The sequence below is a fragment of the Pseudomonas sp. MWU12-3088 genome (assembly GCF_023242405.1).
GTDB lineage: Bacteria > Pseudomonadota > Gammaproteobacteria > Pseudomonadales > Pseudomonadaceae > Aquipseudomonas > Aquipseudomonas kribbensis.
Map to the genome: position 1 here is coordinate 551,322 of NZ_JALJEA010000001.1, position 15,007 is coordinate 566,328.

13 protein-coding genes are annotated in these 15,007 nt (G+C 60.7%); 11 read left to right on the forward strand and 2 right to left on the reverse strand.

Annotated features, from left to right (window positions below; translation table 11 throughout):
* The first annotated feature begins 13 nt into the window (after positions 1-13).
* The 9 genes from M5B98_RS02525 to M5B98_RS02565 all read left to right on the forward strand — a co-directional run bounded on the left by M5B98_RS02525 (position 14) and on the right by M5B98_RS02565 (position 12,262).
* A complete protein-coding gene (locus M5B98_RS02525; protein WP_248741700.1) occupies positions 14-898 on the forward strand; it encodes a TatD family hydrolase in 885 nt (294 codons plus the stop codon).
* Entirely contained in the window at positions 895-2,127 is a 1,233-nt protein-coding gene (gene eboE, locus M5B98_RS02530; RefSeq protein ID WP_248741701.1) for a metabolite traffic protein EboE, read from the forward strand. The genes M5B98_RS02525 and eboE overlap by 4 nt, the downstream gene beginning before the upstream one ends.
* Positions 2,117-3,562: an alkaline phosphatase family protein gene (locus M5B98_RS02535; RefSeq protein WP_248741702.1), complete on the forward strand. Its 1,446-nt coding sequence runs from the start codon at positions 2,117-2,119 to the stop codon at positions 3,560-3,562. The genes eboE and M5B98_RS02535 overlap by 11 nt, the downstream gene beginning before the upstream one ends.
* Positions 3,541-4,683 carry a hypothetical protein gene (locus M5B98_RS02540; RefSeq protein ID WP_119428161.1) on the forward strand — a complete coding sequence of 381 codons (1,143 nt, stop codon included), beginning with the start codon at positions 3,541-3,543 and terminating at the stop codon, positions 4,681-4,683. Before M5B98_RS02535 ends, M5B98_RS02540 begins: the two co-directional genes overlap by 22 nt.
* Positions 4,684-4,693: 10 nt before the next feature.
* Positions 4,694-7,063 carry a hypothetical protein gene (locus tag M5B98_RS02545; protein ID WP_248741703.1) on the forward strand — a complete coding sequence of 790 codons (2,370 nt, stop codon included), beginning with the start codon at positions 4,694-4,696 and terminating at the stop codon, positions 7,061-7,063.
* Positions 7,064-7,128: 65 nt separating this feature from the next.
* Positions 7,129-8,049 carry a hypothetical protein gene (locus M5B98_RS02550; RefSeq protein WP_119428163.1) on the forward strand — a complete coding sequence of 307 codons (921 nt, stop codon included), beginning with the start codon at positions 7,129-7,131 and terminating at the stop codon, positions 8,047-8,049.
* A gap of 19 nt (positions 8,050-8,068) precedes the next feature.
* Complete coding sequence (locus M5B98_RS02555) at positions 8,069-9,361, forward strand: hypothetical protein (protein WP_248741704.1); 1,293 nt, start codon at positions 8,069-8,071, stop codon at positions 9,359-9,361.
* 3 nt (positions 9,362-9,364) lie between these two features.
* A complete protein-coding gene (locus tag M5B98_RS02560; RefSeq protein ID WP_248741705.1) occupies positions 9,365-11,182 on the forward strand; it encodes a hypothetical protein in 1,818 nt (605 codons plus the stop codon).
* Positions 11,183-11,212: 30 nt separating this feature from the next.
* A complete protein-coding gene (locus M5B98_RS02565) occupies positions 11,213-12,262 on the forward strand; it encodes a hypothetical protein (RefSeq protein WP_248741706.1) in 1,050 nt (349 codons plus the stop codon).
* A gap of 43 nt (positions 12,263-12,305) precedes the next feature.
* Here M5B98_RS02565 and M5B98_RS02570 read toward each other — a convergent pair whose 3' ends face one another.
* Both M5B98_RS02570 and M5B98_RS02575 read right to left on the reverse strand, forming a co-directional pair.
* Entirely contained in the window at positions 12,306-12,614 is a 309-nt protein-coding gene (locus M5B98_RS02570; RefSeq protein WP_248741707.1) for a cupredoxin family copper-binding protein, read from the reverse strand.
* 14 nt (positions 12,615-12,628) lie between these two features.
* Positions 12,629-13,600, reverse strand: a complete 972-nt coding sequence (locus tag M5B98_RS02575) for a metallophosphoesterase family protein (protein WP_248741708.1) — start codon at positions 13,598-13,600, stop codon at positions 12,629-12,631.
* 154 nt (positions 13,601-13,754) lie between these two features.
* On the opposite strand from M5B98_RS02575, the gene M5B98_RS02580 reads away from it, so the two are divergent.
* A complete protein-coding gene (locus M5B98_RS02580) occupies positions 13,755-14,267 on the forward strand; it encodes a sigma-70 family RNA polymerase sigma factor (RefSeq protein WP_248741709.1) in 513 nt (170 codons plus the stop codon).
* A complete protein-coding gene (locus M5B98_RS02585) occupies positions 14,260-15,006 on the forward strand; it encodes an anti-sigma factor family protein (RefSeq protein WP_248741710.1) in 747 nt (248 codons plus the stop codon). Before M5B98_RS02580 ends, M5B98_RS02585 begins: the two co-directional genes overlap by 8 nt.
* The last annotated feature ends 1 nt before the right edge of the window (position 15,007 follow it).

Below are 15,007 nucleotides of genomic sequence, written 5' to 3' on the forward strand. Positions count from 1 at the left end.
ACGAGGATTCACCATGCCCAAGTATTTCGATCCGCACATTCACATGGTCAGCCGTACCACCGACGACTACCAGAACATAGCCGCCGCCGGCATTACCGGGGTAATCGAACCCGCGTTCTGGCAAGGCCAGGCCCGGACCAGTGTCGGCAGCTTCATCGATTACTTCGACACCCTGCTGGGCTGGGAGCGCTTTCGCGCCAGCATGTTCGGCATCCATCACTTCTGCACCATCGGCCTCAATCCCAAGGAGGCCAATGATTTGTCGGTGGCCAATGAAGTGTTGGAAATCCTGCCGCGCTATCTGGTGAAGGACGGCGTGGTGGCGGTCGGTGAAATCGGCTACGACGACATCACGCCCGAGGAAGACCGTTTTCTCGCCGCACAGCTGGAACTGGCCAGACAATTCAACCTGCCGGTGCTGGTGCACACCCCGCACCGCGACAAGATCGGCGGCACCAAGCGCACGCTGGCGGTGATTCGCGAGGTGGGGATCAATGAAAATCTGGTAATCATCGATCACCTCAACGAACTGACGCTGCCGCTGGTACTGGACAGCGACTGCTGGCGCGGCCACTCGATCTATCCCAACACCAAGATGTCGGAACAACGCATGGTCGCCCTGCTCCAGGAGTATGGAACCGAGAAAATGGTGGTCAACAGCGCCGCCGACTGGGGGATCAGCGATCCGCTCAAAGTGCCGAAAACCGGTCAGGCCATGTTGGCGGCGGGTTTCAGCGAGGCCCAGGTCGAACAAGTGCTGTTCCACAACCCGGTGGATTTTTTCGCCCAGAGCGGCCAACTGGACAAAACCCTGATCAGCACGCCGCTGCCCATCGACCAGCGTCGGCAATGGCAGGACAACTCTGCCCTGCGCGGGCAGGAGCCGGTGATCAAATGAGTACCGGCATGGGTTGGGCTGCCGCGCAGGTCGGGTATTGCAGCAACGTGCACCCGACCCATGACCTTGCCAGGCTGAAGGCCTCCATCGAACAGCACTTTCAGGGCGTGCGCGCACAACGCGGGCTGAAACAACAGGACAGTGGTCTGTGGATCAGCGCCCTCGCCGCCACCGGGTTACAGCAAAAATCCGCGCGGGCGGAGTTCCTCGATCTGCTGCAACGCAGCGGACTGCGACTGACCTCGCTCAACGGTTTTCCCTACGGGCAATTTCATGAGGGAGCGGTGAAAGCCGCCGTGTACCTGCCGAGCTGGGCCGAGCCGAAGCGCCTGGCGTACAGCCTCGAACTGGCGCAGATCCTCGCGCAGGCGTTGCCGGCGGACTGTCATCAAGGGGTGATTTCCACCGTGCCGCTGGGATACGCCGCCACCTGGAGCCCGACGCTGCAGCAACGTGCCGAGTTTCAATTGCGCGAGCTCACGACGTCACTGGCCAGGCTGCACCGGGAGACCGGCAAGAAAATCGTGTTCTGTCTGGAGATGGAACCGGAATGCGTGCTGGAAAACACCGATCAGGCCATCGCCTTCTTCCGCCGCTGGCAAACCACCGATCCGCACCATGAGTTTCTGGCGCTGTGCTTTGACGTCTGCCACCAGGCCGTGATGTACGAAGACTGCTATCGCTCGCTGGTCAGGCTGCGTCAGGCACGGGTGCCCATCGGCAAGATCCAGCTTTCCAATGCTCTGGTCTGTCGCCTGCCCTCCCCGGACGACAGCCGTCGTGAACGGGTCCTCAAGACCTTGAGCGACTTTTGCGAAACCACCTACCTGCATCAGGTGAAGGCGCTGGACGCGCAGGACCGCTTGGTGGCCTGGGCGGACCTGCCCGCCGCCCTCGACGATTGCGCAAAGCATCCAGATCGCTATGCCGAGTTGCGTATTCATTTCCATATCCCGCTGTTCAGCGAACAACTGGTGTTGCCCGAGCTGAGCGGCAGTCAGGTCGCTCTGGCGCAGACCTTCGACTATCTCGCCGACCATCGGGAGTTTCGCCCTGTGCTGGAGGTGGAAACCTACAGCTGGGGCGTCCTCCCCGCCCAGTTGCGCCCGACCACCGAACACGCCCAGCTGCAGGGCATCGCGGCGGAACTGAAATGGGTCGAGGAGCAGTTGCACCAACGGCAACTGTTGCAGCCACAAGCGCAGGAGACGTACGCCGATGCCTTCTGAACAAACGCGCCAACCGCTGCTGCTGATCAACGTGGTCGGGCTGACGCCGGCGTTGCTGGGTGACGCGACCCCGAACATCAATGCCCTGCTCAAAACCGCAAAAATGGCCAGCCTGCAACCGGTGTTCCCGGCTGTCACCTCGTCGGTGCAGGCTTCGATCCTCACCGGGCGGCCGCCGTCCGAACACGGCATCGTCGGCAACGGCTGGTACTTTCGTGATCAGGCCGAAGTGAAGTTCTGGCTGCAGCCCAATGCGTTGATCCAGGGGGAAAAGGTCTGGGAAACACTCAAGCGCGAGATTCCCGGGTTTCGCTGCAGCCAGTTGTTCTGGTGGTACAACATGTACGCCGACGTGGACGCCGCCATCACCCCACGCCCTCACTACCCCGCCGATGGCCGCAAGATGTTCGGCCTGTATTCGTCACCGGCTTCGTTGCACGAAACCATCGAACGGCAGATCGGCGAGTTTCCCTTTCCCGGGTTCTGGGGGCCGGCGGCGGGCATTGCGTCGAGCCGCTGGATCGTCGATTGCGCCATCACCGAATTCCAGCTCGACCGGCCCGACCTGCAATTGATCTACCTGCCGCACCTCGACTACAGCTTGCAGCGGGTGGGGCCCGAGCATCCGTCGATTGCCGATGAGGTGCGGGCCATCGACCAGGAAGTCGGGCGGCTGCTGACCTTTGCCGAGGCGCAGGGCGCGGCGGTGATGTTGCTGTCGGAATACGGGATCGAAGCGGTCAGCCAATCGGTGTCCATCAACCGCGTCCTGCGTTCGGAAGGTTTGCTGGAAGTACGCCAGTCGCTGACCTGGGAACTGCTCGACCCCGGCGCCAGTGCAGCCTTTGCCGTGGCCGATCACCAGATCGCCCATGTCTACGTGAAAAAAGCTCAAGACATACCCCGCGTCAAAGCGTTGCTGCAACGCCAGCCTGGTATCGAGCAGGTGCTGGACAAGGCCGAGCAACGGGCCTTTGCGCTGGATCACCCGCGCAGCGGCGAGCTGGTAGCCGTGGCCGCAGCGGGGTACTGGTTCGATTACTACTACTGGTTCGACGATCGCAAGGCCCCCGACTTTGCCCGCACCGTGGACATCCACCGCAAGCCGGGCTACGACCCGCTGGAGCTGTTCATCGACCCGGCCATTCGCTTTCCGAAACTGCGAGTCGCGCGCCGCCTGCTGCAGAAAAAACTCGGTTTCCGCTACTACATGGACCTGATTCCACTGGACACCGCACTGGTCCGTGGCAGTCACGGCCGCCTGCCCGAGCGTGAGGAAACCGGCCCGCTGCTCATCACCAATTGCGATCTGCCGCTGCCGCAAACCCTGGCGGCTACGGCGGTGAAACAACTGCTCCTTCAGCATTTTCTGGGGCACCTCTACCACCACTCGGCCAATGCCAAGGAGCTTCCATGCGGCGAGCCATTTCTTTAACCGTTCTCAGTGCACTGGCCGGTTTGGCTCAGGCACAGGACACCAACAGTTTCGATTGCAATCAATTCCTCAAGTTTGGAACCGACATCGCCAAGACCCGGGCGGCGTTCCAGCAGAGTCCCGAAACCATGGCCTGGAACTGGTTCGTCTGTCTGAACCAGTTCAGCCCCACCCAGGCCAGCAACCGGGTGTGGGAAACCATGAAGCCTTCGGACCAGGTCTACCTGCCCGATGGCGCGGCGCCCGGCGCCTACGCCAGTCCCGTGCCGCCTCCGACCGAGGTGCTGACACAGGCCCGTACGCTGGGGATGGACCTGAACCGGACCTTCCACAACATCAATGCCACGCAACAGGTCGACGGCCTGGCGCTGCACATGGGCGGCGCCGTGCCTGCTTCTCAGAAAGGCAATCCGGTGCGTTTTCAACTGCTGATGGGTCAGGACACCTTCGATTACATCGTGCAGCGTCAGGTCTACAACATGAACGGTCAGGCCGCGCTGCCGGACAACCTCAACTTCCCGGCCACCGCGTGGGAGTTGAAGGCGGCGTGGCTGTGGATCGGCTCGGACACCACCTACCGGCAAACCCTGACCAACGACGGTTACTACATTGGCCAGGCTTATTACGAGCAGGATGACGGCACCTATCAGGTCGGCTATGCAGCGTTGAGCGGGCTGCATGTGGTCAACAAGCTGGACGCCAACTGGGTCTGGACCACCTTCGAAAACGTCAACAACAGCAAATACACGGTGACCAACGCCCCCACGCCGACGCCGATGACCAACACCACCGGGCCGACCCCGGCCGCCAAACCGGTGAACGTCAGCTTCCAGGCGAGCAACCCGACGCTGTCGAAGTACGAACTGATCGGGGTCGAGTTCCAGCCCGTCACTCAGGTGCTGGCCAACTCGCAACTGGAGTCGGCGTTCCAGAACACCTCGTCCTGTCTGGCCTGCCACGGCACAGCGGCCTACTCGAACGACAAGGGCTACTACAACTTCGCCATGAAACAGGATGGCGGCATCGTCTACCCGACCACTCCGCTGCCGGCCTCCGACTTCGAAGGCTACAAAAAACTGGACTTTGTCTGGTCGCTGAAGCGCGCCCAGTGGCAACGCTAAGGAGCACGACATGAGCGTATTGAACTTCCCCCGGATCTACCTCAACGGCCATATGTTCTGGAACCCGCCGACGGCCAACAACAATGATGTGCTGCCGCTGTATGACGCGGTGAAGATGGATATCAACTGGCCGTTTACCCGCTACTACGACATCACCCAGGAGAACGCTCCCACCACCCTGATGCCCTGGATCATTTCACCCGTGCAGCAGAATGATCTGCCGCCCTATGTGCAGCAGGTTCCGGGCAACGGAGGCCCGAACACCTTCCCGTTCATCCCCGCCGAATGGGACCTGTTTGGCGACAACGCCTGCGGGACGGTGAGTTACCAGAGTACCCGCTCGACCATTATTGGCGGCGAGTTGCAGGCCAACACCTACATTGCTCAGGACGCGCTGGTCGGCAGGGACTTCCAGTTGCTCGGCAATCCCTTTGGCAGTCAGAGCCCGACGGCCGCCCGCTTCGTCGATATCAGCCCGTGGCAGAACACCTTCACGGCACTGTACTTCGACAAGTTGCAGCTGGGAGATGCCACCTGTGGCCTGACCCTGAACCGGCAATACCGGATGCTCGACCGCTTCCTGACGTTCAATTGGGCCGGCGACTTCCGTGGTCTGGTGTATGTCACCACCACCTGGCAGACCTGCTTTCCCCGGGACAATCTGGAATGGGTCATCGGCGATTCCGTCCTGCTGAGCAATCTTCAGCAACAGATGGAGGCGCAAAACGCTCAGGGCCTGATGTTCAGGTTCGCCACGTACCTCACCTGTTACGACAGGAACGGTGTGTTCAACGACTTCCCGTACGTCGACACCCGCGACAATGGCCCAGCGGCGCAGGCCCGTTTGACGGCGATGTATCAAAAGGGGCTGGACAACGTTTCCGGTATTTTCTTCAACCCCGCCTACAACCGTACCGTCGCGACCCTGGGTCTGTGGTTCGACCACGAATACCCCACGGCGCCCGCCGGCCCGCGCCTGGTCACCGACCAGAAGATCATGGTCACTCGCCCTGGCATGTCTGAGCCGACCAGCACCAATCTGGGTGTGACCTCGGCGCAGATCACCAACAACACGCTGTCGCTGGATCTGGCCAACACGTTCCCGTTCTATCCGCTGGACAAGAACGCCGATGTCCTGACGGCCGAGAAGTTCCAGGCCGGCGACTTCAAGCTGGGCGTATCGCAGAACGGGAATTTCGTGCCGGTGGTCGACATCGGTTTCGAGCAGTATCGACAGTCGGCTTTCGACAAACGTTCGGGCCTGCTGGACATCCCCCTCAGCACCACACAAGCGACCACCTTGCAATCCGGCCCGCTGGAGTTGCAGCAACAGACTTCATCAGGCCCAGTGAAAGCCGCCACCCAGCAAGTCTGGACCGCCGAGGTGGTAGAAAGCGGCACCTTCGTCGACGTGAACGACCGCAAGACGCTGAACATCATGGTGCAGAAAAATGGTCAACCGGCCGCCAACACCACACTCTGGGTGGTGGAATACGGCAACCCTTACAACGTGACCACCAGCGACTACTACCTTACGTTCTCGAATAACCCCGACTTCACGCTGTTCTACGACAACGCAGACCGCAACAAAAACACCGCCAACCTCCCACAGTTCAAGGGCACGGCGCCTGTAGCGAACTACCTGGCCACCGGCAGCGGTCGTCGACTGGTCAATCTGGAAACCAAAGACAAACCGGTGGGCGTTGAGGTCAGTTATCAGTCATTCATGAATGGCTCAAGTAAACCGATCACGGTCCCCCTGACTCCTTGCCTGGAATTCGACGCCGGCGTCTACGCCCACGGAACGCTGGATAATGATCAGACGGTGGACTACTCCTACGTCGCCACCACCACCAACGGCGACGGCATCGCCCAGGTGAGTTTCAAGGCTGTGGCCCCGGGTTTCCCTACGCTGCGCTTCATCGTCAAGGAAGGCGCCAGCGACCCGGACATCCCTTTCAGCTTCGCATTCACGGACGCCCAGATCGACTTCCTCGCCCCCCTTCGCGTCCTGCCTCTGGACATGCAGCTGCAACAGGACTTCGTCAACTACTGGAACGAGATCTACAAGAACAAGAATGCGCCCGAAGCGATCTGGGATGACTTCATCTACCCACGGGTCCTGAAGACGTTCTATTACCTGTACCCGATCATGAACAAGTTCATGCCGCTCAACTCTCGCACGCGGGTGGAAGGCGCCGTCGATCAGTTGATCCGGCTGATCAGCAAGGAGTACCAGGAAGAAAGCACCCTCGCGATGCCCATCACCCGCGACCTGTCGCAAAGCCGTCGCGCCGTGCTGGAGTTGTGGGCGCAGAAACTGGTCAAGCGCAACTTCCCGCCCATGCAACTCAAGATGAGCGATTACGACGACCTCTGATCCATCCGGAAAGATGAGCCACTGCGGGCCTCGCGCCCGCAGTGCGCCTTGCCAGGGAGTGACCCATGAACGTCAGCCTCTTGAACCGTCTGTTGCTGTTGATCCTGTTGTTCTGCCCGCCTGCATTCGCCCAGGACAGCGGCGCCGTCTACTTCACCAATGGCGTACACAACACGCTGGGGTGCAATGAACAGAACGGCAACTGCATCGCCAAACGCAATCCGGGTGAGCCTTCCGACCCGTTCTTCCCGGCGTTCTGGATCAGTAACTGGACCATGTACCGGGTGATGCACAACTATGAAAACAACCCGCCGCCCTACAGCAACCCACCAACAACCCTGAAGCCTGCGGACTACACCGTCTCTCGCGGGACCAGCTACTACGACACCACCTACATCCCGCCGGACGGCGACGGTTTCGGCGCGATGATGGAGCACTACGAGAAATACTGCCTGCCGATCTTCCCGATCAAGAACAACAACTACACCTGCTCGTTCGTGTCCCTGGGCAACAAGGCGTACTTCCTGACCTATCCGCAGGATCGTCCGAAAGACATGCCGGCCTGCTGCATGTTTTCCCCGATGAATCATCCGCCGCGGCAGGACTTCATCGAACACCTGCCCTACAGCGCCGAGCGCAGCAAAAACCTCGATGGCAGCGTGCAGGCCTACGCCCTGGATCTCGACTCGCCGCAAGGACCGATCCTGTTCGGCTATGCCTTCTACAAAAAAATGTCGGGGCAACCGCCCTACCGGCCGCCGCAGTCGTTCTTCTTTTCCGGCGATACCAGCGTCGCCAACGCGCCGATTGTCAGCCAGAACTACACCGACTTCCGCATCGCCAAACCGGACCCGAAACAGACCTGGGCGCAGGTCGCCGCCATGTGCCCGTCGAATCCGCCGCCCTGCCAGTTGTTCGAGCCGCCGGCTTCGCAGAGCAATGGCCAGAAGGCGCAATGGAACAAGCTCATGCAGCGTAAACCGTGATTAACGACGAAGGATCGCCATGAAAACCACACTCTGTTTTTCCGTGATGTTGCTGGGTCTGGCCAGCCTGCCGGTGCTGGCCAGGGAACAAGCCATGCCATCGGTGCAGGCCAGCCAGTTGAACTGCCAGCCGCCGAGCACCGCACCGGCCGCCACGGCCGGTCAGGATCAGTTCGATCAATACAGCTGGCAGATGTTCATTGCCCTGAGCTGGCCGGCAAAGAGCGGGCAGCGCGGCAATCCCGACTGCACCAAACAGCCCGGTGCGGCCGGCTACACCGTCTGGCAGACCTACAAGACGGTGGGGGAAATCTTTCTGCCGAACGCTGCCAATCCCGGGCCGTGGAATTCCCCGCAAATTGCCAAGAGCTTCAACATCATCAACATCGCCTCTTTGAAAAACAGCGCTCAGGTGAACGCTGTCGACCAAGCGGTCGGTGGCTGGTTGATCGATCAGGCGAAAAACCCGACCTACTACGACATTTCGGCCAACGAGACTTCATACAACTACATCGTTAACAACAATTTCTACAACGCCGATGTCGTCTCCAAAGCCAACAACATCACGTTTCCGTGGGGCGTCATCGAGATCAAGTCGAGCTGGCGCATCCTCACTCCCCACGACAACGCCAGCCGTTACCTGACCATGCTTGCCCGGGTGGCGACCTTCGATGAGCAGGGCCGGAAGAACGGTGTCACCGAAGCGTTTCTGGGGCTAGTGGGCTTGCACATCATCACCAAGGCCAACGGTTATCCGCAGTGGATCTGGTCGACGTTCGAACAGGTCGACAACGTTCCGCCCAAGGCATTGGTGAACGGCCAATGGGTCGATCAGCCGGTCGCGGGCACGGCCTATTCCTATTTCAACGCCGCCGCGCCCGCCGCGTCCCTCAACCAGTCACCGTGTGACTGGCAGACCCAGGGCCCGCATCAGGTTTGCGTGCCCAAACCCGGCACCACGTTCCAGACCCCGAACCCGCTGAACCGGGTCACGCCGATCGCCGACATCACCAACCAGATCAACGCCAGTTACCAGGCCGATCCGGGGCTGCAAAACAGCGTGTTGAAGTACTACCAGCTCATCACCACCCAGCGCCCGCTGATGCCTGACAACCCCGGCAACCCGCTGGGCCAGCCGACGCCCGCACTCTCGGCCAACGTGACGATGGAAAGCTACATCCAGCCCAACAGCAGCTGCATGAACTGCCATTCCATGGCGACGCCGGTCAAGAGCCCTTTCAAATCCGATTACTCCTACCTGTTCAAATTCGCCAATTCGCCGCTCGGCAAAACCATCAAGGACGGGAAATAAATCATGAGCATCCTCAACGGCCCGCGACTGAATTTCTGGGGAGGCATCCGCACGGATGTCAGCCTGCCGAACAACTCACCGACCATTCCTTATGACGGCGATGACAACTGGCCGATCTTTGACCTGACCACTTCGACCCTGGCATCGGGGGCCCGGTCTTATACCGACAATCAGTTGAACAGCATGATCAATGCGCCTACTGGCGACTACTACACCGCCGGTGGCTGGAATCATTACGGGCAACATGTCGTCGACATGCAGAATGCGCTGATCAGTTCTCAGGGCAGCCCGGGCAGCGTCAGTACCACCGGGGATATGGTGGGCCAGCCGGTCTATCTGCTGGGCTCCGTGGACCCGATGACCGGACAGAAGCCGGTTTCAGGCCCGATGATGGTGGACCTCGACCCCACCTCGACCACCACCACCCAGATATTTGTCGGTGGCCTGCAAATCGGTGGCAGCAGCAACATCCAGTTGCTGATTCACGACAATGCAGTCTGCAGCAGCCTGGATCTCGGCAAGCGGGTGCTGCAGCCAACGCCGAAGGAGCTGGATGCACCCGGTTCCTGCCGTATCAGCGGCACCTTCCAGCTGACCTTCCCGTTGAGCAGCATTGTCAGCTGGAACCAGAACAGCGCCGGTTTGCGATCAATCATCCAGGCGCCCGGCGCCACCGGTATCGTCCTGCGTTTCGTGATGTTCGAAATGTGCCCGACGATGACCACGCCCCAATTGCAAGCCGATTATGCCGCCGGCAGAGACACCCCGAACCCGAGCATCGGCCGGGTCATCGGTACATTGGCGCCGGCGTTCGCCAATGAGCCGCTGGACTGTCAGGCGGGCCGTCAAATCGTCAATCAGGGCACGGGCGGCACCGGTTATGCCGACCTGAGCAACCCGGCAATGCTGAGCGTCGACATGGTCAATATCATTCCGAAACAGACGTTCCGGGCCGTCAGGGATGACATCACCAGCCCTATCGGGCCTAACGGCAATTACGGCACTGTCACGCTGGCAGCCGGCGAGACCACCCTGGGCACACTCGATCCGACCAGCAGTCCCCTGTTCGACTATTACGTGTATGGCGGCATTGTCGATCTGCCGCTCAATACAGCCCAGCAGTCGGCGGTCAGATCCTCGCCGCTGGGCATCAGCGCCCCCGGCTCGATCGCCGGGACTACGTTGCAGGCCACGGAGTCTGTCTATCGGATCTACGCGGATCAACGCAGCGTCTATACCGAGGACTACCCGCAGGGCCTGTCGATTACGCTGCAGGTCCGGTATCTGGGGGCTGCGGTGACCAGCACGACTGAAATCGATCTCACCGCCGGGCCTTCGGGGCCGTATTACACGCAACAGCGCTACTGCGACTTCCTTTATTTCCCTCCGGCCCTGACGGTGAGCCCCGGTCAGTTGTCCGTCACGTTCTCCGTCAACGTAAAACCCGCAGCGGCGCCCCTCGCCGGTTTCGTCGCCCTGACCTACACCGTCAATGGTCAGGACAGCGGCACCTATTTCACCAACTTCCGCAAATACGCCGAGACCGACTTCGGCATTCCCAGGGGCACCACCATCACCTGGGAACAGATGTACCCGAACGTCCTGCGTTTTCACTATCTGGCCTTCCCGGCCATGTCCCGCTACATCCCGCTGAATCAGCCGGACGCGATCATGGGCGCGAAGAACCCGATCCTCGCCCGAACCTCGGATGCCTACAAGGGCACCACGCTGTTCATGCCTGTAGTGAGGTCGATGTCGTCCTGCCAGCGGGCGCTGTTGCGGGCCTATCTCACGGGCGAGCCGTGGCAGCCGCCGCAGTAATCGCGCCCCTCAGCCCATGGAGAAAAACCTATGACTGTTCATATTCCTGCGCGCCCCCGCGAGACGCTGCGCCCGAGCACCATCATCGCCGAAGGCCTGCTGAACCCGCGTGGCGCCTGCCTGCAGGCAGACGGCAGCTTGCTGCTGGTCGAAGCCGGTTCAGGCCTGCCGGACCAGACGTTCAGCGGCCGCATCAGCCGCCTGCAACCCGACCCGCTCCACCCCGGCGCCTGGCTTGCCCGGGAAACACTGGCGCAAGGCTTTCGCTCGATGAACATGCAGGCCCGCATGTTGCGCGACGAAATCATGGGGCTGTCGGACATCGCCTGCGGTAACGGGCGCTGTCTGGTCAGTCAGACCGACTATGTCGCGGGCTCGAAACTGCTGGACCTGCAATACACCCCGCCGGAGGCGGTGTTTCACAGCCGGGGCAATCTGAATGCGCTGTGTTATCACCCGACCCGCCGCAGTTGGCTGGCGGTCAAACCCGATACCAACCAACTGGTGGAATTCAGCAGCGGCGAGGATGAACAGGTATTGGTCGAATTGCCCGATCTGGACATGGGACAGGAAGCCGTCCCCGTCACACTGGTGTACGAACCGACGACAGACGCGGTGCTGATCAGCCTGTTCTCCGGGGAGCTGCAAAGCGACCCGGCCCGCAAAGGCATCGACTTTGATGATCAGGCCGGCCAGGTGATCCGGGTCTGGCCCGACACCGGGCGGATCGAAGTGCTGATTCGCGGCCTGCAACTGCCCACCGGGCTGGCACTGTGTCCGCAAGGAAATGTGTTGGTGCTGGAGCTTTGCAGCCGTCTGCAACAACCGTTGCCGCCTGACTGGAATGGCGAAACCCTGCATGGCGGCTTCACCCGGTTCAGCGGGCGACTGTTGAGCTGCAATCTGCAAACCGGCGAAGTGACCGTGCTCGCCCGTGATCTGGATACCCCGTCCAACCTGTGTCTGGTACAGGATGCGGTACTGGTGAGCGAAGGCATGGGGTTAACCGGGCGACCCTTGCCCACGCCGGATAACAAGGTGGTAGCGTTGAGCGGCAGGCTGCGTCGGGTGCAGCTCTGAAAACAGAAAAAGGGCGCGGCCTCATCGAAGCCGCGCCCTCTGTTTACTGAGTCACCACAATTTTGCCGATCATCTGCGGATGCAGCACGCAGAAATACTCGAACTCGCCCGGGGTATTGAACACCCAGGAAAAACTGTCATTGGTGTCCAGCGCCCCCGAGCGGAACACCTTGTGGGTTTCGGCCACGGTGTGCGGGATCTGGTCGTCATTGACCCACGTCACCTTGGTGCCCACCGCTACGGTCAGATCCTTGGGGCCGAACATGAATTCCTTGATGTCGACCTTAACTTCCTGTGCCAAGACCGGCATCGACAAAAACAGGCACAGCACTGCCAACAGACGCGCTTTCATTGAGTCGCCCTCCCCTAGACCAGTGTCGAATCGATCAGCGCCAACGGATGATCGCCCTGTGTCGCGCGCACTTCGGTGATCCCCAGATAATTGCGCAACTGATCGGCCGCCACGGTCATCGGTCCCGGCGACGGAGCCGCGCCCGGCGCCGGTTGCGGATAAGCCGTGCCACGGGCGGTATGGAAGGTGATATTGCCTTCGACCTTCTGGATCACCTGATGGATATGCCCGTTCAGCACCGTCACCGAGCCGTACTTGCGCAGCATCGCAATCGCTTGATCGCCATCCTCGGTGCCCCAACCCCAGGGCTGATAGATCGTCCACAACGGAATGTGGGTGAACACCACGATGGGCGTGCTGGTCGAGACTGCCCGCAGATCATCGGCCAGCCACGCCAGTTGATCGGCGCCGAGGTTGGCTTCATGTCCGGCCTGGAAGTTGAAGACATTGACCAGCGCGATGAAATGCACGCCGTGATCATCGAAGCTGTACCAGCCATTGCCTTTGGTGCCTTTGCCGTACCGTTCGAGATAGAGCTTGCCGCCACCCTCGTCGAGGGTGTCGTGTTCACCGGGGATGTAATGCACCGTGGACGGCAAGCCTTTGAGCACTTGCGCCGCCGTGTCGAATTCCTCGGCCTTGGACAGGTGGGTGATGTCGCCGGTGTGCAGGATCAGCGACGGCCGTTTCGGCAGCGCAATGACCTTGTCGATCGCCACTTGCAGGGTTTTCACCGGCTCCGGATTGGCTTCCTTGTTGAAGCCGATGTGCGAGTCGCTGATCTGCACGAAATGGAAAGTGCTGGCCAACGCCTTGGGATCGCTGACGTTGCCCGCCTCATCCATCGCAAAGGCTCTCGGAATGCCGCCGCTCAGGGCCCAGAGGACCCCGGCCCCGGCCCACGCCGAGCATTTGAGCAGCGTTCGCCGGTCCGGGTTGCTCAGCAAGCCGTCGGTGCGCAGTGGATGTTTTGCTTGATTGTCCATCGGTAGGTCCTCGCTGGCGGACTACAGTGATGTAGCTGACACCAGAGAGAACTTTGCGGTCCGGGCGTTTATTCCACGCCGCAAAACAAATTCTTTTCAGGGAATAAAACACGACGCATCACGGTTATAGGGGTGTGACGGTGCGGAAGCCACTATGAATCGATTCGAGGAACTGATTGCGCCGCACCTGGACGCGGCTTACAACCTCGCGCGCTGGATCACGGGCAACGACGCCGCCGCACGGGATGTCGTGCAGGAAAGCGCCTTGCGCGCCTTCAGGTTTCTGCAGCGATTTGCCGATGGCAACGCCAAGGCCTGGTTCCTGACCATCGTGCGCAACGAAAGCTACACCTGGCTCAAGGCTTCGGCCGGGCGCCACTGGGTGCCTATCGACGACGAAACCAGTCACAACGAAGGCGCATTGAGCCACAACCACACGCCGGAACTGCTGGCCATTCACACGGAAAACGCAGCATTGATCCAGCAGGCACTGAGCGCCTTGCCGCCGGCGTTTCGTGAGGTCATTGTGCTCAAGGACCTGGAAGACTTGCCCTACAAGGACATTGCCCTGGTGGTCGATATTCCCATCGGCACCGTCATGTCGAGGCTGGCCCGGGCCCGTGCGATGCTCAAGCTCGAATTACTGAAGTGGCACGATCATGAATGAACTCGATTGCGCGATTTGCCGCACGCAACTGCACGGTTTTCTGGATCAGGAACTTGATCCGGCGGCGGCTGCGCAAGTGGCTGCGCATCTGATCAGCTGCGCCGAGTGTTCGCGACTGCATGCCGAGGCGAAAGTACTGAAGATCAGCGTAAAGCGCCACGCGCCCTATTACGCAGCACCAGAATCACTGACGGCCAGCGTGTTTGCCGCCGTTGCGCCGGCTTCGCCGAGCCCGTTCGAACGCTGGCGAAAATGGTTCGCCCCGGCATTTTCCGCAGCGGCCCTGGCCCTGGCGATGGTGCTTTACGTGGCAACACCCGGCAGTGAACAACCGTTGATGGATGAAGCCGTCTCCAGCCATGTGCGCTCGTTGATGGGCCAGCACCTGAACGATGTGGTGTCTTCCGACCGCCACACGGTAAAACCCTGGTTCACCGGCAAACTCGACTTCTCGCCCCCCGTCGTCGACTACTCAGCACAGGGTTTTCCATTGCTCGGCGGGCGGCTCGATTACCTGCAACACCAGACCACCGCCGCCCTGAGTTACGGCCGGGCCAAACACATCATCAATGTGTTTATCCTGCCGACGACCGAGGCCGACAAACCGTCGCAGAGCCAGACGATTCGCGGTTTCAACGTGGTTTCATGGCAGGCTGGCCACATGCGTTTCGTGCTGGTGTCCGATGTTGAAAAAGGCGAACTGGAAACGTTCGGCAAGTTACTCAGGGATGGTGTTTGAG

Bases quoted from the DNA above. Each gene is read 5' to 3' on its own strand.
- M5B98_RS02525 (WP_248741700.1), top strand. From the start codon at position 14: ATGCCCAAGTATTTCGATCCGCACATTCACATGGTCAGCCGTACCACC.
- eboE (WP_248741701.1), top strand. From the start codon at position 895: ATGAGTACCGGCATGGGTTGGGCTGCCGCGCAGGTCGGGTATTGCAGC.
- M5B98_RS02535 (WP_248741702.1), top strand. From the start codon at position 2,117: ATGCCTTCTGAACAAACGCGCCAACCGCTGCTGCTGATCAACGTGGTC.
- M5B98_RS02540 (WP_119428161.1), top strand. From the start codon at position 3,541: ATGCGGCGAGCCATTTCTTTAACCGTTCTCAGTGCACTGGCCGGTTTG.
- M5B98_RS02545 (WP_248741703.1), top strand. From the start codon at position 4,694: ATGAGCGTATTGAACTTCCCCCGGATCTACCTCAACGGCCATATGTTC.
- M5B98_RS02550 (WP_119428163.1), top strand. From the start codon at position 7,129: ATGAACGTCAGCCTCTTGAACCGTCTGTTGCTGTTGATCCTGTTGTTC.
- M5B98_RS02555 (WP_248741704.1), top strand. From the start codon at position 8,069: ATGAAAACCACACTCTGTTTTTCCGTGATGTTGCTGGGTCTGGCCAGC.
- M5B98_RS02560 (WP_248741705.1), top strand. From the start codon at position 9,365: ATGAGCATCCTCAACGGCCCGCGACTGAATTTCTGGGGAGGCATCCGC.
- M5B98_RS02565 (WP_248741706.1), top strand. From the start codon at position 11,213: ATGACTGTTCATATTCCTGCGCGCCCCCGCGAGACGCTGCGCCCGAGC.
- M5B98_RS02570 (WP_248741707.1), bottom strand. From the start codon at position 12,614: ATGAAAGCGCGTCTGTTGGCAGTGCTGTGCCTGTTTTTGTCGATGCCG.
- M5B98_RS02575 (WP_248741708.1), bottom strand. From the start codon at position 13,600: ATGGACAATCAAGCAAAACATCCACTGCGCACCGACGGCTTGCTGAGC.
- M5B98_RS02580 (WP_248741709.1), top strand. From the start codon at position 13,755: ATGAATCGATTCGAGGAACTGATTGCGCCGCACCTGGACGCGGCTTAC.
- M5B98_RS02585 (WP_248741710.1), top strand. From the start codon at position 14,260: ATGAATGAACTCGATTGCGCGATTTGCCGCACGCAACTGCACGGTTTT.